19 protein-coding genes are annotated in these 15,749 nt (G+C 74.7%); 8 read left to right on the forward strand and 11 right to left on the reverse strand.

The annotated features are described in order from the left end of the window. Positions 1–39 precede the first annotated feature (39 nt). Both ACZ3YL_RS17890 and ACZ3YL_RS17895 read left to right on the forward strand, forming a co-directional pair. The gene (locus ACZ3YL_RS17890; RefSeq protein ID WP_188306888.1) at positions 40–234 is read left to right on the forward strand and encodes a DUF4287 domain-containing protein; all 195 of its coding nucleotides are present in this window, start codon (positions 40–42) and stop codon (positions 232–234) included. Positions 235–590: 356 nt separating this feature from the next. Next, entirely contained in the window at positions 591–1,214 is a 624-nt protein-coding gene (locus ACZ3YL_RS17895) for a hypothetical protein (RefSeq protein ID WP_465658315.1), read from the forward strand. A 37-nt stretch (positions 1,215–1,251) separates the two neighbouring features. Here the strand turns inward: ACZ3YL_RS17895 and ACZ3YL_RS17900 are convergent, their stop codons facing one another. After that, positions 1,252–1,887, reverse strand: a complete 636-nt coding sequence (locus tag ACZ3YL_RS17900) for a flavin reductase family protein (RefSeq protein WP_188306860.1) — start codon at positions 1,885–1,887, stop codon at positions 1,252–1,254. Between the two features lie 133 nt (positions 1,888–2,020). After that, a complete protein-coding gene (locus ACZ3YL_RS17905; protein WP_188306861.1) occupies positions 2,021–2,653 on the reverse strand; it encodes a carbonic anhydrase in 633 nt (210 codons plus the stop codon). Between the two features lie 88 nt (positions 2,654–2,741). Here ACZ3YL_RS17905 and ACZ3YL_RS17910 point away from each other — a divergent pair, with 88 nt between their 5' ends. Further along, a complete protein-coding gene (locus ACZ3YL_RS17910; RefSeq protein ID WP_188306862.1) occupies positions 2,742–3,149 on the forward strand; it encodes a helix-turn-helix transcriptional regulator in 408 nt (135 codons plus the stop codon). An 84-nt stretch (positions 3,150–3,233) separates the two neighbouring features. Continuing rightward, complete coding sequence (locus ACZ3YL_RS17915) at positions 3,234–3,650, forward strand: VOC family protein (protein ID WP_188306863.1); 417 nt, start codon at positions 3,234–3,236, stop codon at positions 3,648–3,650. 69 nt (positions 3,651–3,719) lie between these two features. On the opposite strand, the gene ACZ3YL_RS17920 is transcribed toward ACZ3YL_RS17915, so the two are convergent. From ACZ3YL_RS17920 to ACZ3YL_RS17955, 8 genes are all read right to left on the reverse strand, one after another. Beyond that, on the reverse strand, positions 3,720–3,917 hold the full coding sequence (locus ACZ3YL_RS17920; RefSeq protein ID WP_188306864.1) for a hypothetical protein: 198 nt from the start codon (positions 3,915–3,917) through the stop codon (positions 3,720–3,722). After that, complete coding sequence (locus tag ACZ3YL_RS17925; protein WP_465658318.1) at positions 3,914–4,684, reverse strand: MerR family transcriptional regulator; 771 nt, start codon at positions 4,682–4,684, stop codon at positions 3,914–3,916. Before ACZ3YL_RS17925 ends, ACZ3YL_RS17920 begins: the two co-directional genes overlap by 4 nt. A 103-nt stretch (positions 4,685–4,787) precedes the next feature. Then, positions 4,788–6,002 (reverse strand): FAD-dependent monooxygenase, encoded by a 1,215-nt coding sequence (locus tag ACZ3YL_RS17930; protein WP_465658320.1) that lies wholly within the window; start codon positions 6,000–6,002, stop codon positions 4,788–4,790. A 212-nt stretch (positions 6,003–6,214) separates the two neighbouring features. Next, positions 6,215–8,485 carry an MFS transporter gene (locus ACZ3YL_RS17935; protein WP_465658322.1) on the reverse strand — a complete coding sequence of 757 codons (2,271 nt, stop codon included), beginning with the start codon at positions 8,483–8,485 and terminating at the stop codon, positions 6,215–6,217. A 245-nt stretch (positions 8,486–8,730) separates the two neighbouring features. Continuing rightward, positions 8,731–8,877, reverse strand: a complete 147-nt coding sequence (locus ACZ3YL_RS17940; RefSeq protein ID WP_465658324.1) for an alpha/beta hydrolase — start codon at positions 8,875–8,877, stop codon at positions 8,731–8,733. Positions 8,878–8,986: 109 nt separating this feature from the next. Next, a complete protein-coding gene (locus ACZ3YL_RS17945) occupies positions 8,987–9,781 on the reverse strand; it encodes a GntR family transcriptional regulator (protein ID WP_188306871.1) in 795 nt (264 codons plus the stop codon). A gap of 186 nt (positions 9,782–9,967) precedes the next feature. Then, positions 9,968–10,486: a hypothetical protein gene (locus ACZ3YL_RS17950; RefSeq protein WP_465658327.1), complete on the reverse strand. Its 519-nt coding sequence runs from the start codon at positions 10,484–10,486 to the stop codon at positions 9,968–9,970. A gap of 275 nt (positions 10,487–10,761) precedes the next feature. After that, positions 10,762–11,118 carry a hypothetical protein gene (locus tag ACZ3YL_RS17955; RefSeq protein WP_465658329.1) on the reverse strand — a complete coding sequence of 119 codons (357 nt, stop codon included), beginning with the start codon at positions 11,116–11,118 and terminating at the stop codon, positions 10,762–10,764. A gap of 59 nt (positions 11,119–11,177) precedes the next feature. On the opposite strand from ACZ3YL_RS17955, the gene ACZ3YL_RS17960 reads away from it, so the two are divergent. Continuing rightward, the gene (locus ACZ3YL_RS17960; RefSeq protein ID WP_465658330.1) at positions 11,178–12,824 is read left to right on the forward strand and encodes a tetratricopeptide repeat protein; all 1,647 of its coding nucleotides are present in this window, start codon (positions 11,178–11,180) and stop codon (positions 12,822–12,824) included. Here the strand turns inward: ACZ3YL_RS17960 and ACZ3YL_RS17965 are convergent. Continuing rightward, positions 12,821–13,606 (reverse strand): NAD(P)-dependent oxidoreductase, encoded by a 786-nt coding sequence (locus ACZ3YL_RS17965; RefSeq protein ID WP_465658331.1) that lies wholly within the window; start codon positions 13,604–13,606, stop codon positions 12,821–12,823. The two genes, ACZ3YL_RS17960 and ACZ3YL_RS17965, sit on opposite strands and share 4 nt — an antisense overlap. A gap of 71 nt (positions 13,607–13,677) precedes the next feature. Between ACZ3YL_RS17965 and ACZ3YL_RS17970 the strand changes: the two genes are divergently transcribed. The 3 genes from ACZ3YL_RS17970 to ACZ3YL_RS17980 all read left to right on the forward strand — a co-directional run bounded on the left by ACZ3YL_RS17970 (position 13,678) and on the right by ACZ3YL_RS17980 (position 15,714). Continuing rightward, entirely contained in the window at positions 13,678–14,589 is a 912-nt protein-coding gene (locus ACZ3YL_RS17970) for a LysR family transcriptional regulator (protein ID WP_465658333.1), read from the forward strand. Positions 14,590–14,801: 212 nt separating this feature from the next. Beyond that, positions 14,802–15,383 carry a DinB family protein gene (locus ACZ3YL_RS17975; protein ID WP_465658335.1) on the forward strand — a complete coding sequence of 194 codons (582 nt, stop codon included), beginning with the start codon at positions 14,802–14,804 and terminating at the stop codon, positions 15,381–15,383. A 253-nt stretch (positions 15,384–15,636) separates the two neighbouring features. Continuing rightward, positions 15,637–15,714, forward strand: coding sequence for a hypothetical protein (locus ACZ3YL_RS17980; protein ID WP_464336931.1), 78 nt, complete (start codon positions 15,637–15,639; stop codon positions 15,712–15,714). Positions 15,715–15,749 lie beyond the last annotated feature (35 nt).

Genomic DNA, 15,749 nt, shown 5'->3' on the forward strand with positions numbered 1-15,749 from the left:
ACCGGGAAGGCCACCGCCGCGCAGACCACCGGCGCGGCCGTGAAGGGCCCCGCGAGCTACTTCCCGTCCATCGAGAAGAAGTACGGCCGCCCGATCGCGCACTGGAAGGACCTCGTCCGCGCCTCCCCGCTCACCCGGCACATGGAACTCGTCGCCTGGCTCAAGACCGAGCACGGCCTGGGCCACGGCCACGCCAACGCCCTGGTCGCCCACACCCTCGCCGAGAAGGCCTGACACCGCCCCCGCAGGCCCGGCACCGTGGTGGAGCCTGCCCCGTCCCGGGGATCCGGCGACAGTGGATCCGGTGACAAGGGCCGGGGCCGCCAACGGCACGATCGGGATGGAGGCGGCCCCGGCCCCGGTCCGTTCCGTACGGGCGGGGCATCGACCGCGGAAGCCCGTACGGCTGCGGTCGGCCCCATTCCACGACTTCAACAGGACTTGAAGTCAAGCCCGAAAGGCCCCCGACCGGAAAAGCCCCGCCCGGAAGGCGCCCGACCGGGAAGGCCCCGACAGGAAAGCGGACACCCGCGCGGGGTAGCCTCGCTCCCGGCGGGGGCCGACAGGCGGAACGGACAAGGGGCGGACGGATGACGCAGCAGCAGCGCGGCTACTGGCGGGACTCGGACGGCTCGCCCGTCGCCATCAGCCAGGCGCACATCGTGTGGACCAGGGCGGCCTACCCCGCCCTGGTGGACGTGGCCCACCGCTACCACGCGGTGATCACCTACGCCGAGCTGGCCGAGGCCGTCCAGCAGGCCTCCGGGGTGCGCACCAGCGTCAACCAGCGGCACTGGATCGGCAAGGTGCTCGCCCTGGTGGTGCGCGAGGCCCACCGGCGCGGCGACCCGCCGCTGACCGCCCTGGTCGTGAACGCCACCGACGGCATGGTCGGCGCCGGCTACCAGGACGTCCTCGCAGTGGCCGGACAGCCGCCGATCCTCGACGAGATGGACCGCGAGCAGCACGCCGCCGCCGCCCGGCTGGCCTGCTACCGGCACTTCGGCGCCGACCTGCCCGCCGACGGCGGCATCCCGGCGCTGGCCCCGCGGCTGAAGACCGCGGTCACCCGCAAGAAGGCCGCCACCACCACCGCCGGCCCCGCCGCCACCACCGCGCCCGCCCCCCGCCCGCCGGCGATCTGTCCGAACTGCTTCCTGGAACTGCCCGCGACCCGGGTGTGCGACTCCTGCGGGGCCACCGTCGCGCCGTGAGCGCGCCGCCCGGCCACCGGCCCCGCCCGCGGGGCGCTCAGACCGCGGCCGGCAGCCTGCCGGGCATCTGCCAGCCCTCGGCCAGCCGTGAAGGGGTCAGCCGCCGGCCCTCGCCGAAGAACTCGCAGAACTTCATGATCAGCGGGTCCCAGCCGACCGGGTCCACGTAGTGGTCGGTGCCCGGCACCAGCAGCCGCTCGTCCACATGGGCACGCACCACGCTCACCTCGAAGGCGGTGCACCCCTCGTTGCCCGCCAGCGGCCTCGCCTCCTCCAGCCGGCACTCCAGCTGCACCGGGCACTCCGCCGCCCGCGGCGCCCGCACCAGCTCCCCGGGCAGCTCCGTCATCCCGGCGGCGCCGAACTTGTCCCGCTCGTGGCGGTAGCCCTGCGCACGCCGGTAGTCGGAGATCTTCGGGTTGGCGGTCAGCATCGCCAGCGCGTCGACCGCGTCGACCTGCGCCGCACTGGGCAGGTTGAGCACGCACTCGCCCTCGCGCCGCAGGTTGATCGCCGTCTGCGAGGTGTTGCCCAGGCCCAGCACACACGTCTGGCCCAGCCACCAGGCCGAGGACATCGGCATCAGGTTGGCGCCGCCGTCCTCGTTGCGCGAGCCGATCAGCACCACGGGGGTGCCGAAGTACAGGACCTTGAGATCAGTGACCTTGTGCACGGGAAGAGCCGTCCTCGAATCGGGTGAGTCGGTGGCCCGGACCGGATGATCCGTGACCGGCCACCGACTCTGCCCCCGCCCGCACCCCCGCGCTGGCGGGGATCGGACATGACGTTCCCGTACCCCCGCGGGGTCAGCCCAGGCCGCGGACGGAGACCGTACGGGCCTGGCCGTCGGTCAGCCGGTACGACAGGCCCACCACCGCGGCCCGCCCCTCGGCGACCCGGGCGGCCAGCAGCTGGGAACGCTCCAGCAGCAGGTCCACGGTCTGGCGGATGTGCTCGTCCACGATCGCGTCCGGGTCCTCGATGCCCGCCGCCTTCGCCGACAGCACGCTCGGCGTCACCCGCTCCACCACGTCCCGCACGAACCCGCCCGGCAGCTTCCCCTGCTCCAGGGAGTCCAGGGCCGCCGCCACCGCACCACAGGAGTCGTGCCCCAGCACCACCACCAGCGGACAGTCCAGCACCGCCACCCCGTACTCGACACTGCCCAGCGCCTCCGCACCGGTCACATGACCGGCGGTGCGCACCACGAAAAGGTCACCCAGGCCCCGGTCGAAGATGATCTCGGCGGCCAGCCGGGAATCCGAACAGCCGAACAGCACCGCGAAGGGCTTCTGCGCCGGCGCCAGCGCGGCCCGCCGCCCGGCGTCCTGGTTGGGGTGCTCGGGACTGCCCTCGACGAAACGGGCATTGCCGTCCAACAGCACCCGCAGGGCCTCGGCGGGGTCGGATATCGGGCCGGATATCGGAGAGGAAATCATGCGGTCACCCTAGATCGCCGCTGCTGGGAGCCGCAGCCGGGGGCCGGGGCAGGCCCGGTTGTCCGAGCCGCTCGGTACCGTTGCCGGTATGCCCACCCGAGTGCCCCTCGCCGACCTCGTCCGGCTGCGCCAGGCCCGCGACCGGATGGACCGCGAGTACGACCAGCCCCTGGACGTCCCCGCGCTCGCCGCCACCGCGCTGATGTCCCCCGGCCACTTCTCCCGCAGCTTCCGCACCGCCTACGGCGAGACCCCGTACAGCTACCTCATGACCCGCCGCATCGAACGCGCCAAGGCCCTGCTGCGCCGCGGGGACCTCAACGTCACCGAGGTGTGCATGGCCGTGGGCTGTACCTCGCTGGGCTCCTTCAGCACCCGCTTCACCGAACTCGTCGGCGAGAGCCCCAGCGCCTACCGGGCCCGCGACCACGCCGACGGCGAGCCGATCCCCGCCTGCGTCGCCAAGATCCGCACCCGCCCGGTCCGGCGCACCTGAACGCCCCCGTGGACGCCCCCGTGGACGCCCCCGGGAGCGCTCACGTCAGGCGAAGGGCCGGGCACCTCCCGTAGTTTGACGGTCATGAACATCGAACTCGCCCAGTGCTTCATCGCCGTCGACGACCACGACAAGGCGCTCGCCTTCTACCGCGACGTACTCGGCTTCGAGGTCCGCAACGACGTCGGCTTCGAGGGGATGCGGTGGGTCACCGTCGGCTCGCCCGACCAGCCCGGGGTGGAGATCGTCCTGGAACCCCCGCTCGCCGACCCGCACGCCTCCGAGGACGACCGCCAGGCCGCCGCCGAACTCCTGGCCAAGGGCCTGCTGCGCGGCGTCATCTTCCGCACCGACGACTGCGACGCCACCTTCGAACGCATCCGCGCCGCCGGCGCCGAAGTCCTCCAGGAACCGATGGACCAGCCCTACGGCGTCCGCGACTGCGCCTTCCGCGACCCGGCCGGCAACATGCTCCGCTTCAACCAGCCCCGCACCAAGTAGCGCCCGGGCCCTGGCCCGTGACCGCCCCGGCCCGTGACCGCCCCGGCCCCCGTACGGCCGGGGCGGGGGTCAGGTTCGGTGCGGTTCGCGGCCCAGGCGGTGGAAGACCAGGCAGGCCTGCACTCCCTGGGCGAGGGCGATGGTGGGGAGCAGGGACCAGGGGAGGAGGCCGGCCAGGGCCGGCGGGGGGAGGGTGAGGGCGGCGACGGCCAGGACGGGGAGGGTGCTCAGCAGGCTGATGCGCAGGCGGGTGTGGCGGGGGATCATGACGCCGCCTCGCGGGCGTGGTCGAGGAAGGTGCGCAGGTCGGCCCAGGCGTCGGCGGGGGCGGCGGGGTCGCCGGAGAGGGCGGCCGGGTCCTCGCGCCAGGCGGTGCGCACGGCGGCGGACAGCGTGGTGTCGCCGCCGCTGAAGAGGCGGGAGAGCTCGTCCAGGCGCTGGACGACGCGGCGCACCCGGGGGTCGGCGGGGTCGGCGCCCGCGACGCGCAGGGCTTCGGCGCGCCGGTAGAGCTGGGGCCATTCGACCTCCAGCAGGTAGTGGGCGGCGGGGCCGAGGGCGGCGGCGTGGTCGGCGAGGGCGTGCAGCTGGTCGTCGTCGAGGTGGCGGCGCAGGGCCTCCTCGGCGGCCGGGCCGGTGGCGCCGACGGCCTGGACCAGGCGCAGCAGGTCGGCGGTGCCGGGCTCGCGTTCGGCGTCGAGTTCGGTGTGCAGGTGGGTCAGGCGGTCGTGCAGGGTGTGCAGGGCGGCGAGGGAGGCCTCGGTGGCGGCCAGGTGCTCGCGCACCAGGCGCCGGGGGCCGACGCCGGCGTCCAGGCAGGTCGCGATGGTCTCCAGGCCCAGGCCCAGGCGGCGCAGGGCGAGGATCTGGTAGAGGCGTACGACGTCCGGCTCGGTGTAGGCGCGGTGGCCGGAGGCGGTGCGCCGGGAGGGGCTGAGCAGGCCGATCCGGTCCCAGTGGTGGAGGGTGCGTACGGTCAGTCCGCTCGCCTCGGTGAGCGGGCCGACCTTCCAGGTCTGTTCGGTGGAGGGCATGGCACGAGCATTCCTCCTGACGCCGCGTGAGGTGCAAGCCCGGTGCAAGCCCGGTGCGGGCCTCGGTGCGGGTCTCGGTGCGGGTCTCGGTGCGGGCCGGGCTTCAGGCGTGGGCGGGCAGCGGGTAGTCGGGCAGGGCGATGGCGCCCGCCTTGGCGAACTGGGCGGCCAGGATGGGGCGCAGCGGCCAGCGGCCCATCCAGCGCATGGAGGCGGCGCGCAGGCGGATCATCAGGGCGCTGTCGGGGGCGTAGCCGTTGACGCCGCCGGGCGGCAGTTCCTGGGCGCGGGTCACGTAGGGGCGCATCAGCTCCTCGTAGCGGGCGTAGGCGGTGCGGAAGTCGCCTGCGGCGGAGGCGAGTTCGCCGGCCAGCAGGTAGGCGCCGACCAGGGCGAGGCTGGTGCCCAGGCCGGTGATCGGGCTGGGGCTGTAGCCGGCGTCGCCGAGCAGGGCGACGCGGCCGCGGCTGTAGCGTTCGAGGTGGATCTGGCCGAAGGAGTCGAAGGCGAAGTCGTCGGCGGTGGCCATGGCGGTGAGCAGCCGGTCGACTTCCCAGCCGGTGCCGGCGAAGCGCGCGGCGAGCAGGCGGCGCTGGGCGGTGTCGTCGCGGCGGTCGAGGTCGAGCGGGCCGGAGCGGAAGCCGAGGGAGGCCTTGACCTCGCCGGGCAGCCGGCCGGGCCGGGCGGCGGCGACCAGTCCGCCGGGGGCGTTGTACATCAGGAACCAGCTGTCCAGGTCACGGGCGAGCGCCGGGTCGTGGACGGTGAACCAGGAGTGGTAGCCGCCGAGCGGGCGGTAGTGGTCCCGCTCGGGGCCGAAGGCCAGCCGGCGCACCATGGAGTGCAGCCCGTCGGCGCCGATGACCAGGGCGAAGCGGCGGGCGGGGGAGCGCTCGAACCGGACGGTGACGCCGGCGGTGTCCTGGTCGAGGGCGGTGACGGTGTCGTCCCAGAGGTACTCGACGCCGTCGGTGGCCTCCCGGAGCAGGTCGGCGAGGTCGCCGCGCAGGATCTCCAGCTCGGAGACGATGCCCTCGCCCTCGAACAGTTCGACGGGCACCCGGGCGGTGTGCCGGCCGCGGGTGTCGACCAGGGCGATGCCGCGCTGCTCCACGCACAGGGTGCGGGCCCGTTCCATCAGGCCCATCCGTTCGATGACGGTGCGTCCGGCGCCGCGCAGGTCGACGGCCTGTCCGCCGGGGCGCGGGGCGGGGGCGCGTTCGACGACGGTGGGGTTGAAGCCGTGGCGGCGCAGCCAGTAGGCGAGGGCGGGGCCGGCGATGCCGGCGCCGGAGATGAGGATGTCGGTGTTCTCCATGCCCGTACCGTACGCCGTACGCTTCGGGCTCAACAAGCCTTAATCTGCGGTTATTTGGGATTGACGCACTAGTGCACTAGGGCACTTCGGGGGAGGCCGGGGCCGCTGCGGGGGGTTTGCGCAGGCGGGCGGCGCCCCAGGTGCACTAGTTCGGCCGGGGGTGGTGCTCTCAGGACGGGGGCGGCGGCTCGGGCAGCCCCGGCACCGGGGCGTCAGGGCCTCGGGGCGGTGCCCGTCGGGGCGGGGTTCGTCGGCGAGGTGCCCGTCGGCGAGGTGCCCGTCGGCGAGGTGCCCATCAGGGTGTGCAGCAGGTCCTCGCCCAGGCCCAGGCCGGTCTGCGACTCGTCCGGCAGGTCGTAGTCGAGGTACCAGTCCGACGGCGCCTCCGGGTGCGGGCCGCTGACCGCCACCCGCCCCGCGCCGTAGGGGGCGACCACGGCCGCCGCCCGGTCGTTGGTGTAACGGGCCAGCACGTCCGCGTCCGGGCCGCTCACGTCGAAGTACGGGCCGTCCTGGAAGTACATCCGCTGCGGGTGCCCGCGCCAGGAGACGTCGACCAGGTGGTCCTGCTCGTCGGTGACGGTCGCGCCCCGGGAGCTGATGTACTGCCCCGAGTCGCCCGGCAGGAGGCCGTAGCCGGGGTCGTGGCCCGCCAGGTAGCCGCCCATGCACAGCCCCAGGAAGTGCCCGCCGCCGCGCACGTACGCGCGCACCAGCTCCGGCGAGAAACCCGGGTCGCGCTGCATCAGGCGCCACGCGGTCGACACCTCCTGCCCGTTGGTGCCCCCCGGCTGCACGTACAGCGCGACGCCGGACAGCGCGTCCGGGCCGAAGCGGTCCTGCTCCTCGGGCCCGATGTAGCGCACCGCGAAGCCGTCCTGCTCCAGCATGTCGTGCGCCGCCTCCGGGCAGCCCTGGCAGGCCGCCGGGCCCCGGTAGACCAGGGCCAGCGGACGGCCGTCCGGATCCGGCGCCGCCTGGCCCGCCCGGCCCGTCCGCCCGGCTGCGGCCGCGGTGTCCGCGCTCGCACCGCTGCCGGGCGCCCCACACGCCGAGGCTGTCAGCACCACCGCCGCCAGTGCCAGCGCCGCCGCGCCCCGTCCAGCCCTCATGACCTGCACTTCCGCCGCCCTCCAGGGCTTCGCGCCGACCCCCGTACGCCGCCACGACGCTACGTCCCACCTGCCCCGACTCGCACACCAGATCCCCTGATCGGGTGAATATACGGAGAGTAGTTGACGCCCGGGGGCCCTCGGACGGCCGGAGCCGCCGCCGCTTCGACCTGGAGGGCCGCCGCCCGGGCCGGCGGGAACCGCCGCAGCCGCACCAGCGCCAGCACCAGCAGCAGGGCCAGCGCCCCCGCCGCGCAGGCCAGCGCGAACGCCGCCGGGTACCCGTGAGCGCCGACCAGCGGCCCCGCACCCGTCACCCGCCAGACCCTGCCCCGCGATCAGCCCACTGCCCAGCAGCGTCATCGCCTCGCCCATCCGCCCCGGCGCCGCGACCCGCTCGGCCAGGCCGAACACCGCGATCAGCGTCGGGGCCACCGCCAGGCCGATCGCCCCCACCGACCACGCCGCACCCGCCACCCCGCCCACCGGCAGCAGCGTCAGCAGCAACAGCGCCTGCACCGCCACGGCCGCGCGCAGCCGTACCGTCAGGTCGAACCGCCCGGAGAAGGACGCCAGCAGGAACCCGGCCGCCGCGCTGCTCACCCCCATCGCCGCCCACACCAGGCCGCCGACGCCCGCGTCACCCCGGGCCAGGTACTGCACGCCGGTGTTGGTGGCGCCGAACACCACGCCCTGCAGCACCGTCACGGCGAGCAGCACCAGCAGCGGCCCGCGGCGCAGCCGCCCCGCCTCCACCGTGCGCGGCACCGCCGCCGGAGCCGTCGGGTGCAGCGCGAACAGCACCCCGAAGACCGCCGTCAGCGCCGCCGCGCAGACCAGCTCCGCCGCCGGGTGCACCGCCCAGGCCAGGACCCCGACCAGCGCGGGGCCCACCACGAAGCTCGTCTCGTCCACCACGGTGTCGAACGACAGCGCGGAGCCGACCAGTTCGGCGCCGTCACGGCGCCCGCTCGCCAGCGCGATCCAGCGGGTCCGGGACAGCGGCCCGATCTGCGGCACCGTGAAACCGGTCAGCACCGCGCAGCCGGCCTGCACCGGCACCGGCAGGGCGGCGGCCACGGCCACCACCAGGGCGGCGGTCATCAGCGCGTTGGCCACCGAGGCGGCCAGGATCACCGGACGGTGGCCGCGCCGGTCGGCCAGCCGGCCCAGCAGCGGCCCGCCCACCGCCTGGCCGGTCCACAGCACGCCCGCCACCACGCCGGCGCGGCCGACCCCGCCGAGCGCGGTGACCATCAGCAGCGTCCCGGTCGGGCACAGCGCGGCGGGCAGCCGGGCGAGGAAGGAGACGACCGGCAGGCGCGGCCCGGCCGGCCGGACGACGCCGTGCACGGCGCTGCGAGCGGACAAGGGGGCGCCCTTCGTCGGTGATCGGCATCGGTGATCGGTGATCGGTGGCCCGGGAGTGCCCCCACGACACAGCCAGGTGCCCGGGCCCGGCCATCGGCGCCGTCTACCAAGCTGCCCGCCGCGCTCCCGGCCGGGCGCTGGACGTTCCTCCCAGGGCGCAGGCATGAGGCGCGTCCGACGGATGACCCGGTCGACGAGTGCCGCGTCCGCCCACTCGCCTCGCCTCGCCCCGACCGGACACGGGATCAATGATCGGACGCGCCTTGGCCGCCGCAGGTCAGATCCTTCGCGGGCAGCCGGCCCGTGGTCAGGTAGCGGTCGACGCTGCCGTCCGCGCAGGGCGGGCCGGCCACCACCACGCCGTGGCCCTCACCGCCGGCCACCGTGACCATCCGCCACCGTGCAGGGCCCGTCAGCTGAACCGGCCCTGGCGCCCGTTTCGGACCGGACCAGCCACGGCTTTCCGAGCGAGCGGTCGCGGAGCAGAGCCCGGCCGGCCGCCTACAGCCCGGGCCCGGCCGGCCTCTGCCCGGGCCACGCGGCGGTGCTGTGGCGGGTGATCGGGTAGCCGATCTCGTACTCGTCGGCCCGCATGCGGGTGTCGTTGACCTCCACGACTGTGCCGTCCGGGCCGGTGCTGGTGCGGATGATGCGCAGCAGCGGGGTGCCCTTGGGGGCTTGGAGGTCGGCGGCTTCGGCGGGGGTGGGCATGCGGGAGGTGATGGTCTCGTGCCAGGCCAGCGGGCCGTGGCCGAGGTCGCGTTCCAGACGGTCGTAGATGCCGCCGGGGCCGGTGTCGGCTTCGGCGAGGCGGGTGCCGCGAGCGATGGCGGCCGGCAGGTAGCTGGTGGCCAGCTGGGTGGGCTTGCGGGTGTCGGGGTCGCCCATGAGGCGGTCGCGCAGGAGGACGTCGCCTGTGGGTTCGACGCGCAGGAGGGAGGCGATGTCGTGCGGTGCGGGCGCCCAGGTGATGGTTGGCTTGCGCAGGGCGACCCAGGGCTGGGCGGTGGGGTCGAAGTAGTAGCCGCGGTCGTCCCGGAGCACCTGGCGGACGCGGGAGAGCTTCTGGCGCTGGGGCAGGGCGCGCACGATCGTGCCGCGGCGGCGGACGACTTCGACCAGGCCTTCGGCTTCGAGGAGGGCGATGGCCTGGCGGGCGGTCTGCTTGGAGATGCCGTACTGGGTGGCGAGGCTGGTGATCCTCGGCAGCACCGTGCCGGCCGGGTGGCGGCCGTCGAGGATGGCGGCGCGCAGGTCGTCGGCGAGCTGGCGGTAGTGGGCGGGCGGCTTCTCCATGGTGCTCTTTTCCGGTCGGTGGTTCCGATGGCGTGGGCGCTCTTCGTATTAGTCCTAGCCGTATTGACAGGGGTTTGAACCAGCCCGATATTAGAGCTAGGACTAACTGTGTGTTAGGTATTCGACACGGTAGGTCCGATCGCCCGGCGTGCAGCTCATCACCGCCGGGGCACCATCCGAACGTCCTCACACGGCCCTGGAGGCCAGATCGTGACGACCCATCACCTGCTCCGCCGTGACACCGCCGACCCGCACGATGCCGTGGTCACCCTGGGTCCGGAGGGCACCGACGCTCACCACGAGGCCCGCCGCCACTTCGCGAAGGTCCTGCTCACCGACACCTTCGAACTCGCCGTTCGCGAAGCCCTCTCCCGCGACTGCCACGCCCTGGTGGCCGCCGGGTTCGTCGAGCGCCACCGCCCCGGCGGCGAGGTGTCCGACCTCTGGGTCGACATCCACTTCCGCCACCTGGGCCAGGTCGAGTTGGCGGCCGTCTGGGAGGCGCCGACCAAGCCGATGTGCCTGGCCGCCCCGCCCGGAATCCACACCCCGCGCACCGTCGCGCTCCACCCCGCCACCGGAGCCTTCGCCGAGCGCTACGCCCCGGCCGCCGGCCGCCGCTACGTCGACGCCAAACCCCTGGCGGTGCGCCAGGTGCTCGACGGGACGGCCGAGGGCTGCATCGGCTCGGTCGACGTCGTCCAACACGCCGGCCTCGCCGTCCTGCAGGAGTTCCAGCCCACGATGCGTCCCGAGAAGACCGGGCAGGGGCTCCAGCAGGCCTACTCACCTGCTGGAGCCCCTGGTGTTGGTGCGGCGCCGGATTCGCTCGGAGAGTTCGGGACTCGGACCGCGGCTCCGGCAGGGCCAGCAGGCTCACCCGGAAGGGCGGTTGATCGCAACCCGATACGCGCCCTGGTGCCGAGGTCCCACGCCCCGTCGTCCAACGGTCAGGGTGACCGGCCCGCCGGGGCCGGCGGTCACCGGCCGGACCCGCCCGGACGGGCCCCGGCCCGCGAGGCGTCGAGCAGGGTGCGCAGCTGCGCGGTGTGGACGCGCAGCAGGCGCACCGCGCGGTCGGTGCCGCCGGGCAGGAAAGGCAGGACGACCAGGGCCGGGACGGCGGCCAGCACGGTGAGCAGCAGCAGCGGCGTCAGCAGGGCGACCAGCAGCACCCGTTGGGTGGTGCGGCCGGCCGGCGACAGGAAGGGCAGGGCGGGCAGGTGCACGGCGGGTCTCCTCGCGGTGGTGGCGGTGCGGGTGGCGAGGAGGAATCTGGCACCGGTCCGGTTGATCCGCCCCTGTCCGGGGCGTTGCGGCAGGTAAGGTCCGGACAACGGCCGGGATGGTCCGGGACGTCCCGGACAACTCCGGGGGCGCGGGCGGGGGTTGGGGCATGGGCAGGCCGTGGGGGCCGATCCGGGCGCAGAGCGCCGAGGGCCGGGAGCTGGCGGGCTTCCTGCGCGCCCTGGTGGACGCCAGCGGCCTGACGATGACCGCGATCGCCGGGGGGATCAGCTGGTCCAAGACCCAGGTCGGCTCCTACCTGGCCGGCAGTCAGCTGCCCGAGCAGGACTTCGTCCTCGCCCTGGTCGCGGCCACCGTGGCGGAACCGAGGCTGCGCGAACGCCGCCGGACCGAGGCGCTCACCCGCCTGCGGGCGGCCGAACACCCGGCACCCGAACGCAAGCCCGCCCAGACCCCGGCCGGCCACGTTCCGGCGGGCGGGGGGTACGCCGTGGAACTGGCCGAGGCCCGCCGGCAGCAGCTCGACACCTACGACCGGCTCACCCGGTCACTGGAACAGCAGGCCGTCCTGGAACGCACCGCCCACAACTCCGCGCAGCTGGTGATGGCCCTGCTCTACATGATCACCAAGCTGGAGCAGCGCGTCGACGGCCTCTGCGCCGAACGCGACGAACTGCGCGGTCAGGGCCAGGCGCATGAACTGGAACAGGCCCAGCGGCAGTTGGAACGCGCCCTGGACCAGGAACGGCGGGCCCAGGAGGAACTACGGCGGGCCCAGGAGAAGCAGCGCCGGGCGGAGGAACTCGCCGCCCGGGTGCAGCACCTGGTGCGGCAGCTGACCGACGAACTCGACCGGCTGCGGGCGGGCGACCCGGACCCGCAGGCCGACGAACCGCGCCAGGCGGCCGAGGTGGTGCCCGCCGCGGGCGCCGGCGACCCGGTCGGCGACGACATCGAGCAGGCGCTCGCCAAGGCGGCGGCCGTCAACGACGCGGACGGGGAGGCGATCGAGCGGGTCAGCGAGGAGCTGGGGGAGGAGAGCCCGCGGGTTGTCCCGGTTGTCCGGGACAACCTGACCTACCGGGACAACCTTACGACCGGCGGCGACGCCGCCCGGGCAGTGATCCGGGCCAGGGCCGCAGAGGCGGCCCTCCTGGGCCCGGGCCGTGCGGCCGTGCGGCGGTGGGAACTGCTCGTCGCGGACGCCATCCGCATGCTCGGCCCCGACGACCCCGAGACCCTGGCCGTCTACGGCAACCATGCCGGAGCCGTCGGGGCCGGCGGCGACCACGCCTGGGCGGTCCAGCTGTATGAGGACCTGGTCGACCGTTGTGAACAGGTCCTGGGGCCGAACCACCGTGAGAGCCTGGTCGCCCGCAACGGACACGCCCTCAATCTGGGGAACCTCGGGCGCCACGCGGAAGCCGCCAAGCTGCTCGAACCCCTGATCGACGACTGCGCGCGGGAGCTGGGGCCGGGCCACCCGGAGACTCTGATCGCCCGCAACAACCAAGCCTTCAACATCGGGTATGCGGGCCACTGGGGCCGTGCCGCGTACTACTTCGAAACGCTGCTCCGTGACCGCCGGCTGGTGCTGGGGCCCGACGACCCGGACACTCTCACCACCCGCAGCAACCACGCCTACTGCGTCGCTCGCGCCGAGGGCGCCGCCGAGGCCATCCGGCTCTTCGACGCCCTCGTCCTCGACTGCGTCCAACTGCTGGGCCCCGACCACCCCGAGACCCTCGCCGCCCGCCGCCACCGGGCCGAGCTGAGCCGCCCGGGCGGACGCTAGCCCGCCCGCACCGCCCCCACCACCGCCGACAGGTCCCGCTCGGCGATCGACGGATCCGCCAGCAGCACCTGGCGGGCCGCCGCCAGCACCGGGCCGCCGCCCGCCAGGGCGAGGTCCTTGGCCGCCAGCCGCACCGGGAAGTCCGACTCCGTGCTGCGCGCCCGGGCCACCACCCCCGCGAGCGGCCCGGCCGCCAGCACCTCCAGGGCCTCCTCCCGCGGAACGCCCAACTCCTCGGCCACCGCGACCACTTCACTCAGCGCGGTGACGGATGCCACGATCGCGCCCATCACCACGACCTTCAGTGCCGCCCCCGTACCCGGGCCGCCGCAGCGCCGCACCCGCCCGAGGTGGGCCAGGACGGGTTCGGCGCGGTCCAGGTCGGCGTCCTCGCCGCCCGCGTAGACGACCAGGTCGCCGCCGGCCGCCGGGCCCACGCTGCCGAGCACCGGGGCGTCCACCAGGGCGACGCCGCTAGGCAGTTGGGCGCGCAGGCCGGCGACGGCCCGCGGGCCGATCGAGGACATGTCGATCCACAGGGTGCCCGGGGCCAGGTGGGCGGTGAACCGCCCGGCGACCTCGGCCGCGGCCTGCGGGTCGGACAGCATCGTGACGACGACGCCGGCCCCCGCCACGGCATCGGCCGGGCTCGCGGCCTCGGTGAGGCCCCCGGCGCGGCCGGGGGTGCGGTTCCAGACGGTCAGCGGGTGGCCGGCGGCGGCGAGGCGGCGGGCCATCGGCAGCCCCATCCGGCCCAGGCCCAGAAAGGCGATCTTTTCCATGGCCGCCACGCTAGGCAGCATCGAGCCAGGCGACCAGCGAATGTCTCGCATGGTAGTCATGCGGAATGGACATGGCTTGGCTGGACGTCTTCCGCACCGTCGCGCACCTCGGCTCCTTCACCGCCGCCGGGGAGCGGCTGGGCTTCACCCAGTCCGCGATATCCCGCCAGATCGCCACCCTGGAAGGCGAGTTGGGCGTGCCGCTGTTCGACCGGCTGGCCCGCGGGGTGCGGCTGACCGACCACGGACGCGCCCTGCTCCCGCACGCCGAAGCCCTGCTGGAACGCCTCGACACCACCCGGCGCGACCTCGTCGCCCTCACCGAACTGGATGCCGGACGCCTGCGGGTGGGCGCCTTCGACAGTGCCAACGCCGAACTCGTCCCCAGCGCCCTCGCCGCCTTCCGCGCCGCCCACCCGCAGGTCGAGATCACCCTCACCGAAGGCCTCACCGCCCACCTGCTGGACCGGCTCGCCGAGGGCGCCATCGACCTCGCCGTGGTCGCCTCCTACGCCGAGAACCCACAAGACGCCTACGACACCGACCAGTTCGACCTTCATCCGCTGCTGGACGACCCCGTCCTGGTCGCCCTGCCCCGCGGCCACCGGCTCGCCGGCCGACGCCGCCTGCGACTGGCCGAACTCGCCGACGAACCCTGGATCGCCGCCCGCCGCCACCCCGAATCCACCCTCCTCGCCGCCTGCCTGCGCAGCGGCTTCCAGCCCCGGATCGAGTACGCCGTCGGCGCCTGGACCGCCAAACTCGGCCTGGTCGCCGCCGGCCTGGGCCCCACCCTCATCCCCTCCCTGGCCGCCCGCGCCGTCCGCCCCGACATCGCCCTGATCCCCCTCCACCCCCAGGACACCCCCGTCCGGCACGTGTGCACCGCCACCCGCCGCGGACAGCGGACCCCGCCCGCGGCCGAGGGCTTCACCGCCTTCCTGCGGGCGGGGGCGAACCGGGTGTCCGGGGCGGAGCGTTGACCGAGCTGCCGCGCCGCCGCCTCCACCGCCTGGGCCGGCAGCACCGCGATCGTCATCGGCCCCACCCCAGGCCGCTCCCCGGTGGTACTCCACCCCAGCGCCGGCCGCGGCCCGCTCCTGCCCTGACCGAGGCGTGGCCCGACGGCGCTCGAACCCCTGGCCGGGCGGTAACTCGCTGGCGGGGGAGAGATGTTGCGGGTGATGATGCGCGGATGGCAACCGAGCGACCCGAGCGACCCGAGCGACCTGAGCGATGGACCCAGGCGAGCGTCTACCCCGACATGTGGGCGGACCCGGACGAGGACCCGCGCAACAGCGAAGGGCCCTCCCCGGACGGCGAACTGGCCACCCTGGAGGACTACCTGACCAACTACCGCCTCACCCTGCGGATGAAGTGCGAGGGACTGGACGCCGAACAGCTGGCCCGGCGCTCGGTGCCGCCGTCGACCATGTCACTGCTCGGCCTGGTGCGGCACCTGGCCGAGGTGGAACGCGACTGGCGGGGCTGGATCCGCGACGGCGAGCCGCTGCCCAAGCTGTACGGCGCGCGCGACGCCGACTTCGACGGCGCGGTCGCCGACCCGGCCGTGGTGGCGGCCGCCTGGCGGGACCTGGAGCGCGAACAGGCCGCACTGGACACCGAGTTGGCCGCCCACCCGGATCTGGGGACGCGGCTCGGCAAGCAGGGCGTCGCGGTCCGCGAGCTGTGGGTGCACCGCGTCGAGGAGTACGCCCGTCACTGCGGCCACGCCGACCTGCTGCGCGAGTGCGTGGACGGCCGGGTCGGCCAGTGACGGGTGCCGGTGCCGGTGCCGGCGCCCGGACGGTCGCCCGGCAGGTGGCGTCGGCCGGTGGCAGGGCGCCGGTCGACAGGTAGGCGTCGACGGCCTGTCGGGCGAAGGTGCTGTAGCCGTCGAGGTGGACCGTGTGGACCCGGCCGGGGGTACGGGGGGCCGCGGGGTCGGTGCTCGACGGGCCGGTGCGGGCAGGGTGTGGAACGGTGGAAGACCGGGGGAGAGCCGGGGGCCGGTTGCGAGAGGAGTCGCCATGTCGTCGAAGCGCCGCCGCAAGAAGAAGGCCCGGGCCAGGCGCGGGGCCAACCACGGCCGCCGCCCCCAGTGCTGAGCGGCTGAACGGCCGGGCCGTACGGCCCCGCGTCC

Source organism: Kitasatospora sp. NPDC023176 (assembly GCF_055560495.1).